We start from the raw sequence: 22520 nt of genomic DNA, 5'->3' as shown, positions 1-22520 counted from the left end.
GGCGATGCACGACCGGATGAGCGAGCGCGCGGCGGCGGCCGTCCCGGACGACGGCGAGGCCGAGTTCGACCGCGCGCGCCGCTATCTGGATGGGCTGTCGGCCCGCGGCCGCGCTTTCCTGGGCAGCGAGCGCGCGATCATGGGCGGCGCGATGACCTGGGTGTCGGAGCGCAACCTGGTCGCCGCCATCTCCAACGGCGGCGGGTTCGGCGTGCTCGCCTCCGGCTCGATGCCGCCGGAGGTGCTGGCGGCCGAGATCGAGGCGACCCGCGCGCTGACCGACCGGCCGTTCGGGGTCAACCTGATCACGCTGCACCCGCAGCTCGACGCGCTGATCGACGTCTGCCTCGACCTGGCCGTCGGCCACATCGTGCTGGCCGGCGGGCTGCCGCGCGGGCCGGCGATCGCCCGGATCAAGGCCGGCGGCGCCAGGCTGCTGTGCTTCGCGCCGGCGCCGGTGATCGCGCGCAAGCTGGTGCGCGACGGGGTCGACGCGCTGATCATCGAGGGCATGGAGGCCGGCGGCCACATCGGCCCGGTCTCGACCGCGGTGCTGGCGCAGGAGATCCTGCCGGCGGTCGACGAGGTGCCGGTGTTCGTGGCCGGCGGCATCGGCCGCGGCGAGGCGATCGTCCAGTTCCTGGAGATGGGCGCGGCCGGCTGCCAGATCGGCACCCGGTTCGTCTGCGCCACCGAGTCCATCGCCCATCCCAACTTCAAGAAGGCGTTCATCCGCGCCGCGGCGCGCGACGCCGTGCCGTCGACCCAGCTCGACCCGCGGCTGCCGGTGATCCCGGTACGCGCGCTCGCCAACAAGGCGACCGAGGAATTCGCCGCCATGCAGCGCCGGCTGATCGGCGAGCTCGATGCCGGCGCGGTGGAGCTGAAGGAGGCCCAGCTCGCGGTCGAGCATTTCTGGGCCGGCGCGCTGCGCCGCGCGGTGGTCGACGGCGACGTGGAGCGCGGCTCGCTGATGGCCGGGCAGAGCGTCGGCATGGTCGCCGGCGAGCAGACCACCCGCGCGATCCTGGACGAGCTGTTCGACCAGGCGGTGGCTGCCCTGGTGGCCAGGGCGCGCCGCGACCGGACGATGGCCGTCTGATGGGCGGGCGGGCGGCCGTCCCGCGCCGCTAGGAGCGGCGCAACCGATGCCGGAGCAGGCACCGAGGAGAGGCACCTGGACCGCGTCGCGGCGGATGCTGCAGCGCGCCCGCGACGTGATGGCCTCGCGCGAGAGCGCCCAGGCCCGGCTCGACCGGCTGGCGACGATGATCGCGCGCGAGATGGTGGCGGAGGTCTGCTCGATCTACGTGCTGCGCGCCGGCGACGTGCTGGAGCTGTTCGCCACCGAGGGCCTGCTGAAGACCGCCGTTCACCAGACCCGGCTGCGGGTCGGCGAGGGACTGGTCGGCGACATCGCGGCGCACGCGCGCCCGCTGCGGCTTGCCGATGCCGCCAGCCACCCGCGGTTCGCCTACCGGCCGGAGACCGGCGAGGAGGCCTATCACTCGCTGGTCGGCGTCCCGGTGCTGCGCAACGGCCGCGTCACCGGCGTGCTGGTGGTGCAGAACCGCTCGCCGCGGGACTATGCCGACGAGGAGGTCGAGACGCTGGAGACCATCGCCATGGTCCTGGCGGAGATGATCGCCGGCGGCGAACTGGTCGACCCGCGCGAGCAGCGCCCCGCCGACGGCCTGGCGCTGCGACCGTTGCGGATCAGCGGGATCGGGCTCAGCGCCGGGCTGCGCATCGGCGTCGCCTTTCCGCACAGCCGCCAGCCGCAGACCACCCGGCTGGTCGCCGAGGATCCGAAGGCGGAGCACGACCGGCTGACCGACGCGGTGCGGGCCATGCAGCGGGCGGTGGATGCCATGCTCGACCGGCTGTCCTGGACCGTCGAGACCGGCGAGCACACCGAGGTGATGGAGAGCTATCGCCTGTTCGCCCACGACCGCGGCTGGCTCGGCCGCATCCGCGAGGCGATCGACACCGGCCTGACCGCCGAGGCCGCGGTGCAGCGGGTCGGCGACGACATGCGCGCCCGCTTCGCCCAGATCAGCGACCCCTATCTGCGCGAGCGGCTGCTCGACGTCGACGACGTCAACAACCGGCTGATGATGCACCTCACCGGCGCCCAGATCACCGCCGACGACCTGCCGCCGCAGGCGATTATCGTCGCCCGCGACCTGGGCCCGGCGGAGCTGCTGGACTTCATGTCCGACCGGCTGGCCGGCGTGGTGCTGGAGGAGGGCTCGCCGACCTCGCACGTCGCCATCGTCGCACGGGCGTTGGAGATCCCCATGGTCGGCCGCGCCCGCGGCATCCTGGCCCAGGTCGAGCGCGACGACCCGCTGGTGGTCGACGGCGACGGTGCGCAGGTGTTCGTGCGGCCCGGCGACGACGTGCTGTCGACGGTGAGCGAGACGGTGGCGGCGCGGGCGCTGCTGCGCGCGCGCTACGAGGCCGAGCGCGACCAGCCGGCGGTGACGGTCGACGGCCACCGGGTGGCATTGCGGCTGAACGCCGGCCTTCAGGCCGACCTGTCCCAGCTGGAGCGGACCGGCGCCGAGTCGATCGGGCTGTACCGCACCGAGATCGCCTTCATGGTGCGTCCGAACTTCCCGGATGCCGCCGAGCAGACCGAGATCTACCGGCGTATCGTCGGCATCGCCGGCGAGCGCGAGGTGGTGTTCCGCACACTCGACGTCGGCGGCGACAAGGCGTTGCCCTATTTCCGGCCGCAGGTCGGCGCCGACGAGAACCCGGCCATGGGCTGGCGCGCGATCAGGCTGTCGCTGGATCGCCCGGTGATCCTGCGCACCCAGCTGCGCGCGCTGATCGCCGCCTCCGTCGGCCGTGGGCTCAGCCTGATGTTCCCGATGATCGCCGACGTCGACGAATTCCAGCGTGCCCGCGCGGTGCTGGACAAGGAGCTCGGCATCGCGACGGCGGCCGGCCTGCCGCTGCCGCAGCCGCTGCGCGTCGGCGTGATGGTGGAGGTGCCGTCGCTGGTCTGGCAGCTGGAGGCGCTGCTGCCGCTGGTCGACTTCGTGTCGATCGGGTCGAACGACCTGATGCAGTTCGCCTTTGCCGCCGACCGCAGCAGCCCCAGCGTCGCCGGCCGCTACGACGTGCTGTCGCCGCCGGCGCTGTCGCTGCTGGCGGCGATCGTCGACCGCTGCGCCGGGGCGCAGGTGCCGGTCACGATCTGCGGCGAAATGGCCGGCCGGCCGCTGGAGGCGATGGCCTGCATCGGCCTCGGCGTACGCTCGCTGTCGATGGCCGCGTCGGCGGTCGGCCCGGTCCGCGCGATGGTGCGCTCGCTTGACGCGGGGGCGGTCGGCGGCTTCGTGCGCAGCCTGCTCGCGGCGCCGGATCGCACGCTGCGCGGCCGGCTGCGCGGCTTTGCCCGCGACCATGGCGTCGTCGTTTAGACTTTGGTGACAAATAAATCGCTTTGTTGGGGCGCGTGGGCTTGATCTGGTTAACGGAAGTGCATTAGACAGCCAGAGCAAGAGGAAGGAGGACGTCCGCCGATAGAGCGCTCTTGGTTTGGAGGCGATCGCGGGCCGGAACCGGGGCCAGCGCGCAAGCGCGGTCAATGAATCCCGGGCGGGCCGTAGAGGGAAAACTGAACTTGGGTAAGCGAACGGAACACGTGCACGCGCTCCACTCCGGGAGCGATGATTCCCTTGAGATCGTGGGCGGCGGACGGCAGCGGGTCGATCTGTCGACCGTCGGAGCCATGCTGCGCGAAACGCGCGAGCGCTATGGGCTGACCCTGCGCGACGTCGCCAATGCGCTGCGCATTCGGGTCGTCTATCTGCACGCCCTGGAAGAGGGCCGATTCGCCGACCTTCCCGGCCGTCCCTACGTCATCGGCTTCCTGCGCAGCTATGCGGACTATTTCGGCCTCGACGGCGACGAGGTGGTGCGCCGCTATCGCGAGGAGCGGTCCGACACCGGCAAGCCCGCCGCACTGGTCTTTCCCGAGCCGCCCGAGTCGCGGTTTCCCGTCACCGCGATGGTGGCGATCCTCGTGGTGGTATCGATCGTCGGCTACGGCGTCTGGCAAGTCTTCGGCAGCGGCGACACTGCCGACCGGCCGATGGTGGCCGAAGTGCCGCCGGGCCTGGCCAACGAGAGCGATGCCATCGCCGGCGTGGCCGACGAACTGGCGGCCGGCGCCCCGCTGACCGGGATCGACGGCAGCGTGGTGGCGGCGGGGCCGACGCCGCCCGCGACCACGGTCACCCGCAGCATGGCCGGCGCCGCCGCCAGCGATCCCGTGGCCGACGACGAGGCACCGAAGGACGTCGCGACGGCGGAGCCGGAGACGGTTGTCGAGGAAAGCCGGCCGGTCATCGAGTTCTCGAGCGCCAGCGCGGCGTCGCTGGGCGACGCCGACGACCTGCTCGGCGGATCGCTGAACGGTGCGGTCGCGCCGGCCGCGCCGGGACCGGCGCTGTCGCCGTCGCTGCTCGGCTTCCCCGGGGCGGGCGACGCCGAGGTGCCGGAGGACCTGGAATTGTACGACCCCGCCGTGGTCGCGGCCATCGGCGGCCAGCCGAGCCAGGTGCCGGCCTCGGTGCAGGCGCTGGAGGCCGAGGCGACCGCGGTCTATGGCGATGTCAACACCGATGCCCGCGTGCTGCTGCGCGCGACCGCCGACTGCTGGATCCAGATCACCGACGGCAATGGCGCCGAGGTGTTCACCCGGCTGCTGAAGGCAGGCGAGATCTACAAGGTGCCGAATCGCGACGATCTGCTGCTGCGCATGGGCAATGCCGGCGGCCTCGAGGTTCTCGTCGACGGCGCCACCCTGCCGCCGCTGGGCGGTGCCGGCGAGGTCAAGCGCAACGTGTCGCTGGCGCCGGATTCGCTGGCCGCCTCGCTGTAGCCGCCGGCCTGCCGCCGGCGCTTGCCCGCGCCGGCCGAGACACCCATATCCTGGCCACGCGGCCGCACCGCCGACGGATCGACCGGAACCATGGCAGTACGCCCCTACCGCATGATCGACCGACGCCGGTCGCGCCAGATCCGTGTCGGCTCGGTGGCGGTCGGCGGCGACGCACCGATCTCCGTGCAGTCGATGACCAACACCGTGACGGCCGACGTCGCGGCGACCAACGCGCAGGTCGCCGCCATCGCGGCCGCCGGCGCCGACATCGTGCGCGTGTCCTGCCCGGACGAGGCGTCGACCGCGGCGCTGGCCGCGATCGTGCGGGCGTCGCCGGTGCCCGTCGTCGCCGACATCCACTTCCACTATCGCCGGGCGATCGAGGCGGCGGAAGCGGGTGCTGCGTGCCTGCGCATCAACCCCGGCAACATCGGCGACAAGGCCCGGGTGCTGGAGGTGGTCAAGGCGGCCCGCGATCACGGCTGCTCGATGCGGATCGGGGTCAATGCCGGCTCGCTGGAGCGCGACCTGCTGGAGAAGTACGGCGAGCCCTGCCCGGAGGCGATGGTCGAAAGCGCGCTGGACCATGCCCGCATCCTGGAGGAGCTCGACTTCCGCGAATTCAAGATCAGCGTCAAGGCGTCGGACGTGTTCCTGGCCGTTGCCGCCTACCAGGGCCTGGCCGACGCCTGCGACTACCCGCTGCACCTGGGGGTGACCGAGGCGGGCGGCATGGTGGGCGGCACGGTGAAGTCGGCGATCGGCATCGGGTCGCTGCTGTGGGCCGGCATCGGCGACACCATCCGCGTCTCGCTGTCGGCGGACCCGGTGGAGGAGGTGCGCGTCGGCTACGAGATCCTGAAGTCGCTGGGCCTCAGGCGCCGCGGGGTCACCGTGATCTCGTGCCCGTCCTGTGCCCGCCAGCAGTTCGACGTGATCGGCACGGTGCAGATGCTGGAGGAGCGGCTGGCGCACATCACCGTGCCGGTGACGCTGTCGGTGATCGGCTGCGTCGTCAACGGCCCGGGCGAGGCGCGCGAGACCGACATCGGCTTCACCGGCGGCGGCAAGGGCACGCACCAGGTCTACATCGCCGGCGTGCCGCACCACCGGCTGAAGGACCAGAGCGTGGTCGACCATCTGGTCGCACTGGTCGAGGAAAAGGCGGCCGAGATCGAGGCCGCCGAACGCGCCGGCGCGGACGCCGCAGCGGCGGCCGAATAGGCGACGGTCCGCCCGCTCTGTTGAACGCGGGCCGGCGATCGGCTAAATCGCCGCTCACCTTCGCGATTGTGTCACTCGGGTAACAGGAGCCTGCCATGGCGCAGCGGGTGCAGCCGGTCCGCGGCATGCACGACATCTTGCCGGAAGACGGCCTGCGCCACCGCCATGTCGTGGACACCGCGCGCCGGGTCGCCGGCCTTTACGGCTACCAGCCGATCGCCACGCCGATCGTGGAGCCGACAGCGGTGTTCCAGCGCACGCTGGGCGAGACCTCGGACATCGTCTCGAAGGAGATGTACAGCTTCGACGACCGCGGCGGCGAGAGCCTGACGCTGCGGCCGGAAGGGACCGCCGGCGTCGCCCGCGCGTTCATTACCGCCGGGCTGGCCCAGGCCACGCCGTGCAAGTTCTTCTACGACGGGCCGATGTTCCGCTACGAGCGGCCGCAGAAGGGCCGGCAGCGCCAGTTCCACCAGGTCGGCGTCGAGCTGATCGGGGCGCCGGAGCCGGAGGGCGACGCCGAGGTCGTGGCGATGGGGGCGCGGTTCCTCGAGGCGCTGGCGCTGCAGGGCAACACGGTGCTGCACCTGAACAGCCTCGGCGACGCCGAGAGCCGCGGCGCCTACCGCGCCGCCCTGGTCGACTTCCTGCGGCCGAAGGCCGACAGGCTGTCGGAGGACAGCCGGCTGCGGCTGGAACGCAACCCGCTGCGCATTCTGGATTCGAAGGACGAGGGCGACCGCGCGCTGATCGCCGACGCGCCGCGCTACGACGCCTATCTGAACCAGGACAGCCGCGATTTCTTCGCCGCCGTCCGCCGCGACCTCGACCGGCTCGGCATCGCCTACGAGGTCGATCCCAAGCTGGTGCGCGGGCTCGACTACTATGTCCACACCGCATTCGAGTTCGTCTCCGACGCCCTTGGCGCGCAGGCGACGGTGCTGGCCGGCGGTCGCTACGACGGCCTGATCGCCGCGATGGGCGGGCCGGAGACGCCGGGCGTCGGCTGGGCGGCCGGGGTCGAGCGGCTGGCGATGCTCTGCGCCGCGCCGCCGGCGCCGCGCCGGCCGGTGACGGTCGTGCCGGTCAGCGACGGCGAGCACGGCCATGCGTTGGCGCTGGCCGACCGCCTGCGTGCCGCCGGCCTGCCGGTCGACGTCGGTTTCCGCGGCAACCTGAAGAAGCGGATGAAGCACGCCAACCGGGTCGGCGCACGGGCCGCGCTGATCCTGGGCGAGGACGAGGTCGCCCGCGGCGTGGCCAAGCTGCGCGACCTCGACACCGGGGCCGAGGAGGACGTGGCGCTCGACCGGCTGGCCGCCGCCTGTGCGGCGCTGCTGGCGGGCGGAGGGCCGGGCGCATGAGCGAAGCCTCGTTCGCCGCCAAGCTGGAGAACGTGCTGCACCACCACCGCGACCTGTCGGCGCGGCTGTCGGAGTCGGGCGGCCTGTCGCCGCAGCAGATGGCGGCGATGTCGAAGGAATTCGCCGACATGGCCGAGATCGTGGCGGCGATCGAACTGTGGAAGAAGGCCCGCGGCGCGCTGCAGGAGATCGACGAGATTCTCGACGACCCGTCCAGCGACAGCGAGATGCGCGAGCTGGCCGAGGACGAGGTGCACGACGCGCGCCACCGGGTCGAGGACCTGGAGACCCGGATCCGGCGCCTGCTGATCCCCAAGGACGAGGCCGATGCGCGCAATGCGATCCTGGAGGTGCGCGCCGGCACCGGCGGCGAGGAAGCGGCCCTGTTCGCGGCCGACCTGTTCCGCATGTACCAGCGCTATGCCGACCTGCGCGGCTGGCGGATGGAGGTGATGAGCGCGAACGAGACCGGTATCGGCGGCTTCAAGGAGATCACCGCGCTGGTCTCCGGCCGCGACGTGTTCTCCCAGCTCAAGTTCGAATCCGGCGTGCACCGGGTGCAGCGGGTGCCGGTGACCGAGTCCGGCGGCCGCATCCACACCTCCGCCGCCACGGTGGCGGTGCTGCCCGAGGCCGAGGAGGTCGACATCGAGATCGCCGACAAGGACCTGCGCATCGACGTCTACCGCTCGTCCGGGCCGGGCGGGCAGTCGGTCAATACCACCGACAGCGCGGTGCGCATCACCCACCTGCCGACCGGGCTGGTGGTGATCCAGCAGGACGAGAAGTCGCAGCACAAGAACAAGGCGAAGGCGATGAAGGTGCTGCGCTCGCGCCTGTACGACATGGAGCGGGCCCGGCGCGACGAGGAGCGCGCCGCGAACCGCCGGAGCCAGGTCGGCTCCGGCGACCGGTCGGAACGCATCCGCACCTACAACTTCCCGCAGAACCGTGTCACCGACCACCGCATCAACCTGACCCTGCACAAGCTCGACCAGGTGATCGCGGGCGAGGCGCTGGGCGAGATGATCGAGGCGCTGATCGCCGAGGACGAGGCGGCCCGGCTGGCGGAGCTGGAATGACCGCGGCGCGGATCGCGGTGGCGGAGGACGGCGGAGCGGACGCGACCGTGGGCACCGCCTTGGCCGCGGCTGCCGAGCGGTTGCGGCAGGCCGGCGTCGACGAGGCGCCGCGCGACGCGCGCCTCCTGCTGGCAGCCGCCGCCGGCTGGTCGTCCGCCGTGCTTTACGGCTTTCCTGAGCGCAGCCTGACGCCCGATGCGGCGCGGCGCTTCGCCGGCTTTGTCGCGCGCCGGGCGCTGCGCGAGCCGGTGGCCCGCATCCTGGGCCGCCGCGGCTTCTGGGCCCACGAGTTCGCCGTCGCCCCGGCGGTGCTGGATCCGCGCCCCGACAGCGAACTGCTGGTCGCCGAGGCGCTGGCGCGGTTGCCGGCCGACCGGCCGGGGGTGGCGGTCGACCTCGGCGTCGGCAGCGGCTGCCTGCTGTTGTCGGTGCTGGCCGAACGGCCGTTGCTGCGCGGTGTCGGCGTCGACATCAGCGCGGCGGCGCTGGCCGTCGCGCGCGGCAATGCCGCGGCGCTGGGCCTGGATGCGCGCACGGCGTTCTTGCAGGGCGACTGGTGCGCGGCGCTGGCACCGGGCATTGCCGATTGCGTTCTGGCCAATCCGCCCTATGTGGAAAGCGGGGCGATCGCGGGCCTGGAGCCCGAGGTCAGAGGGTACGATCCCGGGCCGGCGCTCGACGGCGGCGCCGACGGCCTTTCCGCCTATCGCGCGCTCGCGCCGCAGCTGGCAATGCTGCTGGCACCCGGCGGCCATGCGGTGGTCGAGATCGGCTGGAACCAGGCCGACGCCGTGTCGGCGCTGCTGGTCTCGGCCGGGCTTGAACGCGTCGAGCGGCGCTGCGATCTGGCCGGTCACGACCGTTGCCTGATCGCAACACATGCGGCCCGATAGTCACACCGCGGCCTTGTTTTCGCCGCATTTGCTTTTGGGCCGCTGCGGCAATTTGCTAGAAATGCCGCCGGTGCAGACCGGTTGAATCAGGGGCCGAACCGAACCGTCGAAGCGGGCGGTGGTACCGGGGCAGGGTACCGTTCGGAGGATCGACCGGGTGGAGCGACGATGTCGCGGAGGGGGACGCGGTCATCGGTCGGAAACAGTCTCGCACGGTTGAAATGCGAACCATGGGGGTGTGGTCGCGTTGGTTCGTGCGGGCCCGGTGCCTCGCCGATGCGCCCGGGATTTGGTAGAGCTTGGATGCTCACGGGGTCATGAGACAAAACGGAAATCACAAGCGGCCGCGCAACCGCGGCAATCTTGGTCGCAAGCCGTCCAACAACCGTAACCAGACCTTTGACAGCAATGGGCCGAGCGTCCGCATCCGCGGCAACGCCTTCCAGGTCCACGAGAAGTACCTGACGCTGGCTCGCGACGCCTATTCCAGCGGCGACCGGGTGATGGCCGAGAACTATTTCCAGCACGCCGAGCACTACTACCGCATCGTCAATGCCAACGCCGACCAGGCCCAGCGGCTGAACGGGCACGGCCTGAACGGTCATCACGGCTATGACGACGACGAGGACGAGGGCGATATCGACCAGCCCTACCAGATGCGCCAGCAGAGTCGCCAGCAGGGCGAAGGCCGCCAGGGCGAAGGCCGCCAGAGCGAAGGCCGGCAGGGCGAAGGCCGCCAGGGCGAAGGCCGGCAGAGCGAAGGCCGCCAGGGCGGCGAGCGCGAGCGGGACCGCGACAGGGATCGGGACCGGGACGGTTTCGGCGACGGCCGGCGGCGCGATCGCCATGCGAACGGCCAGTCGGTGGCAGAAGCCCCGCCGGCCGCCCAGCCGGCGGATGCGCACCAGGGCGAGATGCCGCTGGACGGCGGCGCGATGACCGCACCCGCCGCGAATGGCGACGGCAGCGACGGTGCCGCGGCGGAACAATCCGCCGACGCGCCGGAGAAGCCGCGGCGGCGCCCGCGGCGGCGCGCACCGGCGGCCGCCGCTCAGACGGCCGAGGCGACCGGCCGCGACGGCGACGAGGTCGATCCGGCGGCGGTATGACCGCGCCGGCGCTGGCCGGCGTTGACAGATGCGCGATGGCCGGCCGCGAGGTCGGCCATCGTCTTTTTGCGCGGGCGGCAGCCTGACGGATCATCAAGGCGGAGCAGGCGATGCAGGACTGGCTGGTCGGTTTCGACGACATCATGGCGCGGATGCCCGACCCCGCCGCCGCCGACCCGGTGGTCTATCCGATCCGCCACGGCAGCATGCGCGTCGGCCTCTACGCGCCGCGCGGCAGCGACCCGCAGGAGCCGCACAGCCAGGACGAGCTCTACATCGTCGCCCGCGGCAGCGGCCAGTTCGTCAAGGACGGCGACACCCGGCCGGTCGGGCCCGGCGACCTGATCTTCGTCGAGGCCGGCGCCGCGCATCGCTTCCTCGATTTCAGCGACGACTTCGTGACCTGGGTGGTGTTCTGGGGCCCGCAGGGCGGCGAGGCGCGCTGACGCGGGCAGCCAGCGCGGCGCGGCCCTGCTATAACCCTGCGCTGCAGCGAAGCGAGGGGGACCAGATGGCGCAGCAGCGATGGCGCAACCGGCCGGATCATTCAAACTGGGGCGACTTCGGCCCCGACGACGAGGTCGGCCGGCTCAACCTCATCACCGACGAGCGCCGCCTGGCCGCAGTGGCCGAAGTCCGGGTCGGCAAGGCGTTCTGCCTCAGCCTGCCGCTGGACCTGCCCGGCGGCAACCGCCTGGTGCCGCACCGCCTGCCGCCGAAACGCGGCATCGCCGCCCGCGGCGCGGAGGGCCGGCCGACGGTGCACTTCCCGATGGAGACCATCGATCCGCGCTGGATCGACATCTCCTGCGACGACCACGTCACCCTCTACACGCAATACTCGACCCAGTGGGACGCGCTCAGCCACATGGGCCGCCGCTTCGACGCCGACGGCGACGGGGTCGAGGAGACTGTCTACTACAACGGCTTCCGCGCCGGCTCCGACGTGATCGGGCCGCAGGACGGGCCGGAGCCGGGCGCGCGTCGGCTGGGTATCGACAAGATGGCGGAAACCTGCGTGCAGGGCCGCGGCGTGCTGGTCGACCTGTTCCATCACTACGGCCCGGAGCGGCGCCTGGTCGGCTATGACGACCTGATGCGGGCGATGGAGGCCGACGGCGTGCCGGTGGAGTCCGGCGACATGCTGTGCCTGCACACCGGCTACGGCCAGGCGCTGATCGACCAGGGCGGCGACCCCAGCCAGGAAATGCTGCACAACTCGCACGCCGCCCTCGACGGCTATGACCGGCGCCTGCTGCAATGGATCGAGGACAGCGGCATCGCGGTGCTGATCGCCGACAACTTCGCGGTCGAGGGCCATCCCTACCCGGCACGGACGGAGACGGGGCGCCATCCGGCGCTGCCGCTGCACCAGACCTGCCTGTTCCAGCTCGGCATCCACCTGGGCGAGATCTGGTACCTGACCGAGCTCGCGCGCTGGCTGCGCGCCAACGACCGCTGGCGCTTCCTGCTGACCGCGCCGCCGCTCCGGCTGCCCGGCTCGTTCGGCTCGCCGGCGACGCCGGTGGCCACGGTCTGAGCGGGGCCGCGGCGGTGAAGGCGGTCAGGCTGCACGGCGTCGGCGACATGCGGGTCGAGGAGATCGCGGCGCCGGGCGACCCCGGCCCGGGCGAGGTGCTGGTGCGGGTCGACGCGGCGGGCATCTGCGGGTCGGACGTGCACAACTTCCGCACCGGCATGTGGATCTCGCGCCTGCCCACGGTGCCCGGCCACGAGTTCTGCGGCACCGTGGTGGCGGCCGGACCGGGTTCCGCCCTGCGCGAGGGCCAGCGGGTGGTGGCGGATTCGCGGGTCAGCTGCGGCGGCTGCGCCCGCTGCCGGGCCGGGCGGCCGCATCTGTGCGCCGCCATCGGCTATGTCGGCGAGGTCTGCGACGGCGGCTTCGCCGGCATGGTCAGGCTGCCGGCCGGCCAGGTGCTGGCGCTGGCGGACGTGCCGGTTGCGGCCGCGGCGGCGGCGATGGCCGAGCCGCTGGCGGTGGCCGCCCACGCGCTGAACCGGCTGGCACCGGAGACCGGCATGCCGGTCGCCATCGCCGGCGCGGGCGCGATCGGCGCGCTGGCGGCGCTGCTGTTGCGCCAGCGCGGCCATGGCCCGGTCTACATCGCCGACCGCAATCGCGAGCGGCTGGCGCTGGTCACCGCCGCCACCGGCGCCGTGGCCGCCGACCTTGCCGACCTGGCCGGCGCGATCGGCGAGGCGCCGGCCTTCGCGATCGAGGCGACCGGCAGCGGCGCGGTCGCCGACACCCTGCTGGCCCAGCTGGCGCCGGCGGCCCGCGTCGCCTCGGTCGGCATCTTCCACGGCCGCGCATCGCTCGACCTCAACCGCATCGTCGAGGGCGAGATCGACTGGCTCGGCTGCGCCTCGTTCCGCACCGAGCTGGCCGAGGTGCTGCCGCTGCTGCCGGCGCTGCAGCAGGACATGCGCGCGATGGCCAGTGCGCCGGTCCCGCTCGACGCGGTACCCGATGCCTATCGCGCGCTGGTCGACGGCACGGTGGCGACGGTGAAGACGATCGTGGTGCCGCAGATGTGAGGCCGGGCCGCCATTGACCGCGGTCAAGGCCGGCGACCGGCGTGCGGCCGATCATCGTGCCTTGCCGGCGCGGCGCGCGCACGGACGATGGAGCGGCGGGAATGGACGAAGGGCCGAAGCAAGCCGGCGGCGCGACGACGCAGGTCGCCGCCTTTGCCATCGACCGCTGGCGCTTCGTCGATACCGACGGTGCGCCGGTGGCGGAACTGCCGGGCTTCGCCGCCGACCGCGCCACCGTCGTCGCGCTCTACGAGGCGATGGTGCTGGCGCGGGCGTTCGACGAGAAGGCGGTCGCGCTGCAGCGCACCGGGCGGCTCGGCACCTATGCCTCGGCGCTGGGGCAGGAGGCGGTCGCGGTCGCGGTCGCCGCCGCGATGCGGCCGGAGGACGTGCTGGTGCCCTCGTTCCGCGAGCACGGCGCCCAGCTGTGGCGCGGCGTGGCGATCGAGGAGCTGCTGCTGTACTGGGGCGGCGACGAGCGGGGATGCGACTTCGCCGGGCCGCGTCACGACTTCCGGTCTGCGTGCCGGTGGCGAGCCAGTTCCCGCACGCGGTCGGCGCCGCTCTGGCCTTCCGCACGCGCGCCGAGGCGCGGGTCGCGGTGGTGTTCGGCGGCGACGGCGCCACCTCGAAGGGCGACTTCTACGAGGCGCTGAACGTCGCCGGCGCCTGGGACCTGCCGGTGGTGTTCGTAATCAACGACAATGCCTGGGCGATCTCGGTGCCGCGGGCCGCGCAGAGCCGGGCCGAGACGCTGGCGCAGAAGGCGATCGCGGCCGGCGTGCCCGGCTTGCAGGTCGACGGCAACGACGCCATCGCCCTGCATCACGTGGCGGCGTCGGCGATCGCGCGTGCCCGCGACGGCGGCGGGCCGACGCTGATCGAGGCGCTGACCTATCGCCTCAGCGACCACACCACGGCGGACGACGCCCGCCGCTATCGCGACGACGCCGAGGTCAGCGCCCGCTGGAAGGAGGAACCGGTCGGCCGCCTGCGCCGGTTCCTGGCGGCGCGCGGCTGGTGGCGCGATGCCGACGAGGAGGACGCGCTGGAGCGGGCGCGGGCGCGGATCGAGGCGGCGGTGGCGCGCTACCTGGCGGTCGCGCCGGCCGAGCCGGGGGCGATCTTCGACCTTTTGTTCGCGGCGCTGCCGGACGCGCTGGCCGACCAGCGCCGCGCGGTGGCGGAGGCGGGCAATGGCTGAGTGCGACCTGCTCGGCGCGGTCAACCTGGCGCTGGCCCGGGCAATGGCAGACGACCCGGACGTGGTGCTGCTGGGCGAGGACATCGGCGTCGACGGCGGCGTGTTCCGCGCCACCGACGGCCTGCTGCGGCGCTTCGGCCCGCTGCGGGTGCGCGACACGCCGCTGGCCGAGACCGCCATCGCCGGGCTGTCGGTCGGCGCCGCGGCGATGGGCCTGAAGCCGGTGGCCGAGATCCAGTTCATGGGCTTCGTGCTTTCCACCGTCGACCAGATGCTCAATCACGCGGCGCGGCTGCGCAACCGCACCCGCGGCCGACTGGCCTGCCCGATGGTGCTGCGCGCGCCCTATGGCGGCTTCGTCCATGCGCCGGAACATCATTCGGAGAGCACCGAGGCGCTGTTCGCCCACATCCCGGGCCTGCGCGTGGTGATCCCGTCGTCGCCGCGCCGGGCCTATGGCCTGCTGCTGGCAGCGATCGCCGACCCCGACCCGGTGGTGTTCCTGGAGCCGAAGCGGCTCTACCACGCAGTGAAGGAGGAGGTGGCGGACGACGGCGTGGCGCTGCCGCTGGACCGCGGCTTCGTGCTGCGCGAGGGCGGCGACATCACCCTGGTGACCTGGGGCGCCTCGGTGCTGGAAGCGCTGGCCGCGGCCGACGCGCTGGCGGCAGAGGGCGCGGAGGCGGAGGTGATCGACCTCGCCTGCCTGACGCCGTTCGACCATCGCGACGTCGTCGCCTCGGTCGGCAGGACCGGCCGCTGCGTGATCGTGCACGAGGCGGCGCTGACCGGCGGCTTCGGCGCCGAGGTCGCCGCCCGCGTCGCCGAGCACGCATTGCTGTCGCTGCTGGCGCCGGTACGCCGCGTCGCCGGCTGGGACACGGTGATGCCGCTGCCGCGGCTGGAGCATCTCGCCAAGCCGTCGGTGCCACGCATCGTGGCGGCGGCGCGCGAATGCCTTGCTTTCGCATGAGTGTGTTCCGCCTGCCCGACCTCGGCGAAGGCCTGCAGGAGGCCGAGATCGTCGCGTGGCACGTCGCCGTCGGCGACCATGTGGTCGCCGACCAGCCGCTGGTCTCGGTCGAGACCGCCAAGGCGGTGGTCGAGATCCCGTCGCCGCAGTCGGGCACGGTGGCCGCGCTGCATGGCGAGCCGGGCGCGACGGTGGCGGTCGGCGCGCCGCTGGTCAGCTTCGGCGAGGGCGCCGGTGCCCTGTCCGAGACCGTGGTCGGCGAGCTGCCGCAGCCGCGCCGCCGGCGCCCGAACCCGCACCGCCGCACCGGCCGGAGCGGGCCGCCGTGCGAGGCGGCGCCGGCGGTGCGACGCCGCGCGCAGGCGCTGGGCGTCGACCTCGCCGCGCTCGCCGGCAGCGGTCCGGCCGGCGCGGTGACGATCGCCGATGTCGAGCGCGCGCCTGGCGCCACGCCTGCGGTCGCCGGCGGCGCACCCTGCGCGGCGTAAGGCGGGCGATGGCCGCGGCGATGACGCGGGCCGGGCAGGGCGTGGTGCCGGCGACGGTCAGCGACCGGGTGGTGATCGCCGCCTGGCCGGCGGGGACCGATCCGAGCGTGCGGCTGGTGCGCGCCGTGCTGGCCGGCTGCGCCGCCGAGCGCGCTGAATGCCTGGTACGACCCGGCCCGGGCACGGTGCTGCGCCATGCCGAGGTGGCGCTGGGGCTGGCCGTCGACACCCCGGCGGGCCTGCTGGTGCCGGTCCTGACCGACCTGCAGCCGCTGGACGACGCGGCGCTGCGCCGCCGGATCGACGCGGCGCGGCGAGGCTGCGGCAGCGCGCACGCTGCCGCCCGCGGCGCTGGTCGGCGCCACCATCACGCTGTCCAACTTCGGCATGCTCGGCGGGCGCTATGCCAGCCTGGTGGTGGTGCCGCCGCAGGTGGCGATCCTGGGCGCCGGGCGCATCGCCGACGAGCCGGTCGCTGTCGACGGCACTGTCGCGGTCGCCCGCACGCTGCCGCTGTCGCTGACCTTCGACCATCGCGGTGGTCAGCGGCGGCGAGGCGGCGCGCTTCCTCGCCGCCGTGCGGGCGTCGCTGGAAGCGCCCGATTGACTTCGACCGCGAAAGGACCGCCGCGATGCACGACCCGTTCGAACATGCCGACGACCTCGGGCCCGGCCTGACGCTGCACATCCACCGCCCGCATGTCGGCCTGCGCGCCATCGTGGTGGTCGACAACGTGGCCGCCGGGCCGGCGATCGGCGGCACGCGGATGGCGCCGGACGTGAGCCTGCAGGAATGCGCGCGGCTGGCGCGGGCGATGACGCTGAAGAACGCCGCGGCCGGGCTGCGCCACGGCGGCGCAAAATCGGTGATCTTCGCCGACCCGGCGATGCCGCCCGCGCACAAGGAACTGTTGGTGCGCGCCTTCGCCTGCGCGATCCGCGACATCGCCGACTACATTCCGGGGCCGGACATGGGTACCGACGAGACCGCGATGGCGCAGGTCCACGACGAGATCGGGCGCGCGGTCGGGTTGCCGCGCGCCCTGGGCGGCATCCGCTCGACGAGATCGGCGCCACCGGCTACGGCCTCGCCGTCGCGGCGGAGGCGGCCAGCCTGTTCGCCGGCGTCGACCTCGCCGGCGCGCGGGTCGCTGTGGAGGGCTATGGCGCGGTCGGCCGCCATGCGGCGCGCTTTCTCGCCGGCAAGGGCTGCGTGCTGGTCGCGGCGGCGGATTCGCGCGGCATGGTCGCCGATCCCGCCGGACCTCGACCTCGACGCGCTGGACGCGGCCAAGGGCCAGGGGCGGCAGCGTCGTCGACGTCGATGCGCCGGCGAAAGGCAAGCCGGCCGACATGGTCGGCGCCGACTGCGACATCTGGATCCCGGCGGCGCGGCCGGACGTGCTGCGCGAGGACAATGTCGGCCTGCTGAAGGCGCGGCTGGTGCTGCAGGGCGCCAACATTCCCGCCACCGCGGCGGCGGAGCGGATCATGCACGCGCGCGGGATCGTCTCGGTGCCCGACTTCGTCGCCAATGCCGGCGGCGTGATCTGCGCCGCGGTGGAGTATCGCGGCGGCAGCGAGGCCGCGGCCTTCGCCGAGATCGCCGACAGGTCGGCCGCAACACCCGCGACGTGCTCGAGCGCGCCCGGGCGGACGCCACCGCACCGCGCGATGCGGCCGTCGCCCTCGCCGGCGCGCGGGTGCGCGAGGCGATGGCGCTGCGGCGCTGGCGGTAGCGGCGCCGGCGGCCGCTCAGCGGCCGGGGCCGTCGCCGAAGGCCAGTTGCTGCAGGATCGGCAGCATCAGAATCACGCCGACGGCGGTGCCGATGCCGATCCACAGCCGGGGCTCAGACGGCTGCAGGCGGCGCACGATCTGGCCGGTGGTGCCGCGCACCGACATGACCATCATCAGCGATGCGATACCCAGGAAAAACGCGGTGAACAGCGGCGGCGGACTCATGCGCTCCAGCAGGTTGAAGCACATGAAGTAGAGCACCCCGGTGAACAGGATCTGGAACAGGACGGCGGGCACGATTGCCCTCAGCTTGGTCGGCGGCATGGCGAGCGGAGGCCCCACATTCTTCGTTGCGGTTCGCGGCGGCGGCCATGGTGACGGCCGGCGGGCGCCGGATCAAGCTCCGGCGGCGCACCCTCACTGGCGGCTGAGCGGGCGCAGCCGGGTGACATGGCCCATCTTGCGGCCGGGCCGGGCATCGGCCTTGCCGTAGAGGTGCAGCCGGGCATGCGGGTCGGACAGGATGTCGTGCCAGGCGTCGACCTCGTCGCCGAGCAGGTTGACCATCTCGGCGTCGTGGTGACGCTCGGCCGAGCCCAGCGGCAGGCCGCAGACGGCGCGCACGAACTGCTCGAACTGGCTGGTCACGCAGGCGTCGATGGTCCAGTGGCCGGAATTGTGCGGCCGCGGCGCCAGCTCGTTGACCAGGATCTCGCCGTGGTGGGTGACGAACATCTCCACGGCCAGCAGCCCGGTCAGGTCCAGCGCCACCGCGATCAGCTCGGCGACGATCCGCGCATCGGTGGCCAGTGCGCCGTCGATCGGCGCCGGCGCCATGGTGCGGTGCAGGATATGGTTGCGGTGCTGGTTCTCGACCGGGTCGTAGCTGACCATGCCGCCGTCGAGGCCGCGCGCGACGATCACCGAGATTTCCCGCTCGAACGGCACATAGGCCTCGACGATGGCCTTCTCGCCGCCGAAGCCGCGCCAGGCCTCGGCCAGGTCGGTCGCGGGCGTGATCCTGACCTGGCCCTTGCCGTCGTAGCCGAAGCGGGTGGTCTTGACGATCGCGTCGACGTCGAAGGCATAGACCGCCTGGCGGAACTCCTCGAAGCTGTCGGCCTCGTGGAAGGCGGTGGTGCGGACCAGCGGATCCGGCACCTCGTCGTTGAGGAAGCGCTTCTCGCGCAGCCGGTCCTGGGCGATGGCCAGCACCCGGCCGGTCGGCCGCACCGGCCGGTGTGCGGCCAGCCGCGCCACCGTGTCGTGCGGGATGTTCTCGAATTCGAAGGTGATCACGTCGACCGCCTCGGCGAAGCGGTCGAGCGCGGCCATGTCGTCATAGGCGGCAACGGTGGCGCGGTGGGCGACCTGCTCGGCCGGGCTCTGGCCTCCGGCCCGAACACGTGACTGCGATAGCCGAGCTGCGCCGCGGCCAGCGCCGTCATCCGGCCGAGCTGGCCGTTGCCGAGGATGCCGATGGTGGCGCCGGGCGGGATCGCGACCGCCATCACGACCGCTCCGGCGCGTCGGCGACGGCCTCGGTCTGGCGCGCGCGATAGGCGTCGAGCGCGGCGGCGACGCCGGGATCGCCCAGCGCGACGATGGCGGCGGCGAGCAGGCCGGCATTGCGGGCGCCGGCGGTGCCGATCGCCAGTGTGCCCACAGGCACGCCGGCCGGCATCTGCACGATCGACAGCAGGCTGTCGAGCCCGCTCAGCGCCTTGCTCTGCACCGGCACGCCCAGCACCGGCAGCGGCGTCATCGCCGCCACCATGCCGGGCAGGTGGGCGGCGCCGCCGGCGCCGGCAACGATCACCTTCAGGCCGCGGTCGCGCGCGGTGCGGGCATAGTCGACCATGCGGGCCGGCGTGCGGTGGGCGGAGACGATCCGCACCTCGTGCGCGACGCCGAGCGCCTCGAGCGCGCCGGCCGCCTCGGCCATCGTCGCCCAGTCCGACTGGCTGCCCATGATCACGCCGACTTGCGGCGTCGCTTCCCCGGCCGGCACCGTCGTTGTCCCCCTTCGCCCGCTGCGCCCCTGCCCGCGCCTTTACGCGCTTCGCCTGGCCGACGCAAGCCGTGGCATCGGCGTGCGCTTGTCAGCACTTTCGTAACCGCTGGCTGCTAGGGTGCCACCATCGATTGCAGGATGCATCGAGATCCGTGGCCACGGATCCCTCGTTATCGTGGGAAGGCACAGGTAGGGCATCGGCAGTGCGCATTGAGGGGCCCCGCAGCAACGGCATTCGTGCCTATCAGCAGCGCCAGACCGGCGGCGGCAAGGCCGCGGCCGGCGACAGTGCGGCCGCGTCGGTTGCGCGAACCTCGACCGACATCGCGATCGCCGGGATTCCGGAATCCGAGCTGACCCCGCGGGTGCAGCAGGCGATCCTGACGCTGATGGCCGAGGTCGGCCGGCTGCGCGACGAGCTGCACCGCCGCGACAAGCGGCTGGAGGAACTGGAGCGGCTGGCCGACGAGGACCCGCTGACGGCGGTGTTCAACCGGCGCGCATTCGTGCGCGAGGTCACCCGCTTCTCCGACTACGCCGACCGCTACGACACCCCGTCCAGCATCCTGTTCTTCGACGTCAACGGGATGAAGACGATCAACGACACCCACGGCCACGGCGCCGGCGACAAGGCGCTGGTCATGGTCGCCGACGCGCTGCGCACCCAGGTGCGCTCGACCGATGTGGTCGGGCGGCTCGGCGGCGACGAGTTCGGCGTGCTGCTGGTCAACACCGATGCCGACGACGCCCCGTCGCGTGGCCAGCGGCTGGCGCAGGCGGTGCAGGAGCAGCATTTCCTGATGGGCGAGACCAAGGTCAGGGTCTCGGTCGCGTGGGGCTGGCACACCATCGAGCCCGGCGTCGACGTCGGCGAGGCGCTGCGCGCCGCCGATGCCAAGATGTACCGCCACAAGCGCGGACAGACTGCGGCCTGACCGATGATTCCCTTGCGCCTGTCCGCCGCCTTCGCCCGCTCGCCGGCCCCGGAGCGTTCCGAGATCAAGCGCTGGATCGCCGACGCGCGCGACCTGTGCGACCTGCCGGACAAGCTCGCCACCCTGGCCCGGTACTGGCTGGATGCGCGCGGCGCGCGCGACGTTCTGCCGCGCGCCGCCCTCGACCCGACCGCGGTGAAGACGATCCTGCCCAGCCTGCTGATGTTCGGCCTTGAGTATGATGGCGCGGTGCTGCGCTCGGTCCGCATCCGCCTGATGGGCACGCAGCTGGTGCGGGTCTACGGGCGCGACTGGACCGGGCTGACCACCGACCAGTTCGACCGGGCCGACCAGGTCGACGCCCACATGCAGCGGCTGCAGGAGATCGCAGCGCGGCGCCAGCCGCTCTACTGGCGGCAGTGGAGCCTGGCGGACGGCTGCGAGGACCTGTTCGCGGAGCGGCTGATGTGCCCGCTGGCCGGGCCGGACGGCGCGGTGACCAGCGTGCTGGCGATCATCGACTTCCCCGGCATGGAATACGACCCGCGGGTGCGCGAGGGCTTCGGCCCGCTGCTGCCGATGGCGCGCCGCGCCATCATGTAGCCGGCGGCGGGCGCACGGATCGACTGCCAGACCGGCATCGACGACCAGGTCACGCAGCAAGGCATCTTCGCGCCGGGCAACATCCGCGCCGGCTCGGTGCAGAATGGGGAGTTCCGCATCGACACGGTGCCGGCCGGGGCGGTTTGCACGATGACGGCGGCGCAATCGCCCGGCGATCTGACGCTGGTCGGCCGGCCGGCCGATCCGGCCGATCTGGTCCGGCTAAATCTTGCAGCGACGCGCAATTCCGCCCAGGCGCCGGCGGCATATCGCGTGTTCTTCATCGTGTGGGTCGACCCGGCCACGCTGCTGGCCGAGGTCCAGCTGACATACGACTATCCCGGCGCGACCCGGACCGAATGCGCAACCAACGCCGACGGCTTCTCCAGAACGGAGGTGTTCAGCATTCCGGGGATCAACCTGCTGACCGATGCCATGCTCGACCAACCCGTGCGGGCCGACCTGACGCTCGACACCTGCCGGATCACCGCGACGACGACGCTCCGGTCCATCCTCCAGCCGTGACGGGCTTGGCGGTGCTCGCGGCGTCGCGGCCGTTGATCGTGGGACGATTGCCGGCCAGCGCGTGGGCACTTCCCGCGTCGAGGATTTCGCCGCGTCTCCAGCGCGGATGCGCGGCCGCAAGCGTCGCCTCGAACTCGCCGGGCTCGTCGGGCAATGGCACCAACCGGAAGTCGAGGCTCACCCTGGTCGCCGTCTCGACGTTCTCCGCACCGCCGTGGATGCAGCGCGCATCGAACAGCACCAGGTCGCCGGGCGCCATGGCCAGGGACGTGCATGCGGCCGCCACGCGCCCCGCGAATGCCGCATCGTCGCGCTGCGCCGCATAGAAGCCGGCAAGCGTGCCTGCCAGATTGCCCGCCTCCGGGGCCCATCCGGCGGCGAATGCCTCGAGGATCGCGATGCTCGCCGGCAGGCCGGCAAGGTGCAGCGCATTGGTACCGAATGTCGGCGTCAATGCCAGCCAGCCGTTGATCATGCGGACGGGATGACCGCCGAGGATGTCACTGTGGAATTGCGACCCCTGCCCCGTCGCGGTGCGTAGCGTCGGCGGAAAGCGGGCCGGCGGGTGAAAGCGCACGATCGGGGCCGCCTGGAACAGGACGTCGCAATCGAGAACGGATCGCACCGTCTCCGCAATCAGGCGCCGATAGGCGGCGTGCACACGTTCGTCCAGCACGTAGAACGACCGGGTCACCGCGTTCATGTAGGTGTCGTCGAGCTCGGCCGCGCCGGACGGCAGGTGTCCGTGCAGCTCGGCGAGCGGCGCGTGCCGCGGGGCGAAGCCGCGTGCCGCCAGCAAATCGGCCAGGGCGGCGGCCAGCTCGCCATGCGCTGCGTGCGACGCGATCAGGCGGTCCGAACCGATGGTGCCGGGACCGCGCAGCTCGACGGTCGCCATGGGACCGAC

The 22520-nt window shown here is 72.7% G+C and carries 21 protein-coding genes and 4 pseudogenes; 21 read left to right on the top strand and 4 right to left on the bottom strand.

The window, feature by feature from the left end:
• Window positions 1-16 precede the first annotated feature (16 nt).
• The 18 genes and pseudogenes from R3F55_08805 to R3F55_08720 all read left to right on the top strand — a co-directional run bounded on the left by R3F55_08805 (window position 17) and on the right by R3F55_08720 (window position 17320).
• Window positions 17-1102 carry a nitronate monooxygenase gene (locus R3F55_08805; protein MEZ5667513.1) on the top strand — a complete coding sequence of 362 codons (1086 nt, stop codon included), beginning with the start codon at window positions 17-19 and terminating at the stop codon, window positions 1100-1102.
• A gap of 46 nt (window positions 1103-1148) precedes the next feature.
• A complete protein-coding gene (ptsP, locus tag R3F55_08800; GenBank protein MEZ5667512.1) occupies window positions 1149-3434 on the top strand; it encodes a phosphoenolpyruvate--protein phosphotransferase in 2286 nt (761 codons plus the stop codon).
• 266 nt (window positions 3435-3700) lie between these two features.
• A complete protein-coding gene (locus R3F55_08795) occupies window positions 3701-4900 on the top strand; it encodes a DUF4115 domain-containing protein (protein MEZ5667511.1) in 1200 nt (399 codons plus the stop codon).
• 90 nt (window positions 4901-4990) lie between these two features.
• Window positions 4991-6124, top strand: coding sequence for a flavodoxin-dependent (E)-4-hydroxy-3-methylbut-2-enyl-diphosphate synthase (gene ispG / locus R3F55_08790; protein MEZ5667510.1), 1134 nt, complete (start codon window positions 4991-4993; stop codon window positions 6122-6124).
• Window positions 6125-6219: 95 nt separating this feature from the next.
• Window positions 6220-7488, top strand: coding sequence for a histidine--tRNA ligase (gene hisS, locus R3F55_08785; GenBank protein ID MEZ5667509.1), 1269 nt, complete (start codon window positions 6220-6222; stop codon window positions 7486-7488).
• A complete protein-coding gene (gene prfA / locus R3F55_08780; protein MEZ5667508.1) occupies window positions 7485-8570 on the top strand; it encodes a peptide chain release factor 1 in 1086 nt (361 codons plus the stop codon). The genes hisS and prfA overlap by 4 nt, the downstream gene beginning before the upstream one ends.
• Window positions 8567-9463 carry a peptide chain release factor N(5)-glutamine methyltransferase gene (gene prmC, locus R3F55_08775; protein ID MEZ5667507.1) on the top strand — a complete coding sequence of 299 codons (897 nt, stop codon included), beginning with the start codon at window positions 8567-8569 and terminating at the stop codon, window positions 9461-9463. Before prfA ends, prmC begins: the two co-directional genes overlap by 4 nt.
• 317 nt (window positions 9464-9780) lie before the next feature.
• Complete coding sequence (locus tag R3F55_08770) at window positions 9781-10572, top strand: DUF4167 domain-containing protein (protein MEZ5667506.1); 792 nt, start codon at window positions 9781-9783, stop codon at window positions 10570-10572.
• A gap of 110 nt (window positions 10573-10682) precedes the next feature.
• Window positions 10683-11018: a cupin domain-containing protein gene (locus tag R3F55_08765; protein ID MEZ5667505.1), complete on the top strand. Its 336-nt coding sequence runs from the start codon at window positions 10683-10685 to the stop codon at window positions 11016-11018.
• Window positions 11019-11083: 65 nt separating this feature from the next.
• Window positions 11084-12112 carry a cyclase family protein gene (locus R3F55_08760; GenBank protein MEZ5667504.1) on the top strand — a complete coding sequence of 343 codons (1029 nt, stop codon included), beginning with the start codon at window positions 11084-11086 and terminating at the stop codon, window positions 12110-12112.
• A gap of 14 nt (window positions 12113-12126) precedes the next feature.
• Window positions 12127-13131, top strand: a complete 1005-nt coding sequence (locus R3F55_08755; protein ID MEZ5667503.1) for an alcohol dehydrogenase catalytic domain-containing protein — start codon at window positions 12127-12129, stop codon at window positions 13129-13131.
• Between the two features lie 101 nt (window positions 13132-13232).
• Window positions 13233-14335, top strand: a pseudogene (gene pdhA / locus R3F55_08750) (pyruvate dehydrogenase (acetyl-transferring) E1 component subunit alpha).
• Entirely contained in the window at window positions 14328-15308 is a 981-nt protein-coding gene (locus R3F55_08745) for an alpha-ketoacid dehydrogenase subunit beta (GenBank protein MEZ5667502.1), read from the top strand. The pseudogene pdhA and the gene R3F55_08745 overlap by 8 nt, the downstream one beginning before the upstream one ends.
• Window positions 15305-15796 carry a biotin/lipoyl-containing protein gene (locus tag R3F55_08740; protein MEZ5667501.1) on the top strand — a complete coding sequence of 164 codons (492 nt, stop codon included), beginning with the start codon at window positions 15305-15307 and terminating at the stop codon, window positions 15794-15796. Before R3F55_08745 ends, R3F55_08740 begins: the two co-directional genes overlap by 4 nt.
• 336 nt (window positions 15797-16132) lie before the next feature.
• Window positions 16133-16474: a 2-oxo acid dehydrogenase subunit E2 gene (locus R3F55_08735; protein ID MEZ5667500.1), complete on the top strand. Its 342-nt coding sequence runs from the start codon at window positions 16133-16135 to the stop codon at window positions 16472-16474.
• Window positions 16429-16800, top strand: a pseudogene (locus tag R3F55_08730) (Glu/Leu/Phe/Val dehydrogenase dimerization domain-containing protein). The gene R3F55_08735 and the pseudogene R3F55_08730 overlap by 46 nt, the downstream one beginning before the upstream one ends.
• Window positions 16725-17228, top strand: a complete 504-nt coding sequence (locus tag R3F55_08725; protein MEZ5667499.1) for a hypothetical protein — start codon at window positions 16725-16727, stop codon at window positions 17226-17228. Before R3F55_08730 ends, R3F55_08725 begins: the two are co-directional and overlap by 76 nt.
• A pseudogene (locus R3F55_08720) lies at window positions 17150-17320 on the top strand (Glu/Leu/Phe/Val dehydrogenase). The gene R3F55_08725 and the pseudogene R3F55_08720 overlap by 79 nt, the downstream one beginning before the upstream one ends.
• 231 nt (window positions 17321-17551) lie before the next feature.
• Here the strand turns inward: R3F55_08720 and R3F55_08715 are convergent.
• The 3 genes and pseudogenes from R3F55_08715 to purE all read right to left on the bottom strand — a co-directional run bounded on the left by R3F55_08715 (window position 17552) and on the right by purE (window position 19547).
• A complete protein-coding gene (locus tag R3F55_08715) occupies window positions 17552-17833 on the bottom strand; it encodes a hypothetical protein (protein ID MEZ5667498.1) in 282 nt (93 codons plus the stop codon).
• 120 nt (window positions 17834-17953) lie between these two features.
• A pseudogene (locus tag R3F55_08710) lies at window positions 17954-19047 on the bottom strand (5-(carboxyamino)imidazole ribonucleotide synthase).
• Entirely contained in the window at window positions 19047-19547 is a 501-nt protein-coding gene (purE, locus tag R3F55_08705; protein MEZ5667497.1) for a 5-(carboxyamino)imidazole ribonucleotide mutase, read from the bottom strand. Before purE ends, R3F55_08710 begins: the two are co-directional and overlap by 1 nt.
• 206 nt (window positions 19548-19753) lie before the next feature.
• On the opposite strand from purE, the gene R3F55_08700 reads away from it, so the two are divergent.
• The 3 genes from R3F55_08700 (at window position 19754) to R3F55_08690 (ending at window position 21613) form a co-directional block, all read left to right on the top strand.
• Window positions 19754-20485: a GGDEF domain-containing protein gene (locus R3F55_08700; protein MEZ5667496.1), complete on the top strand. Its 732-nt coding sequence runs from the start codon at window positions 19754-19756 to the stop codon at window positions 20483-20485.
• Between the two features lie 12 nt (window positions 20486-20497).
• Window positions 20498-21088 carry a PAS domain-containing protein gene (locus tag R3F55_08695; GenBank protein ID MEZ5667495.1) on the top strand — a complete coding sequence of 197 codons (591 nt, stop codon included), beginning with the start codon at window positions 20498-20500 and terminating at the stop codon, window positions 21086-21088.
• Between the two features lie 150 nt (window positions 21089-21238).
• Window positions 21239-21613, top strand: coding sequence for a hypothetical protein (locus R3F55_08690; protein ID MEZ5667494.1), 375 nt, complete (start codon window positions 21239-21241; stop codon window positions 21611-21613).
• Here the strand turns inward: R3F55_08690 and R3F55_08685 are convergent.
• Entirely contained in the window at window positions 21573-22511 is a 939-nt protein-coding gene (locus R3F55_08685) for a hypothetical protein (GenBank protein MEZ5667493.1), read from the bottom strand. The genes R3F55_08690 and R3F55_08685 overlap by 41 nt on opposite strands.
• Window positions 22512-22520 lie beyond the last annotated feature (9 nt).

Source organism: Alphaproteobacteria bacterium, assembly GCA_041396705.1.
Classification (GTDB): domain Bacteria; phylum Pseudomonadota; class Alphaproteobacteria; order CALKHQ01; family CALKHQ01; genus CALKHQ01.
Note: the sequence above shows the minus strand (reverse complement) of the source record. Positions and strands in the feature narration are given on the sequence as shown.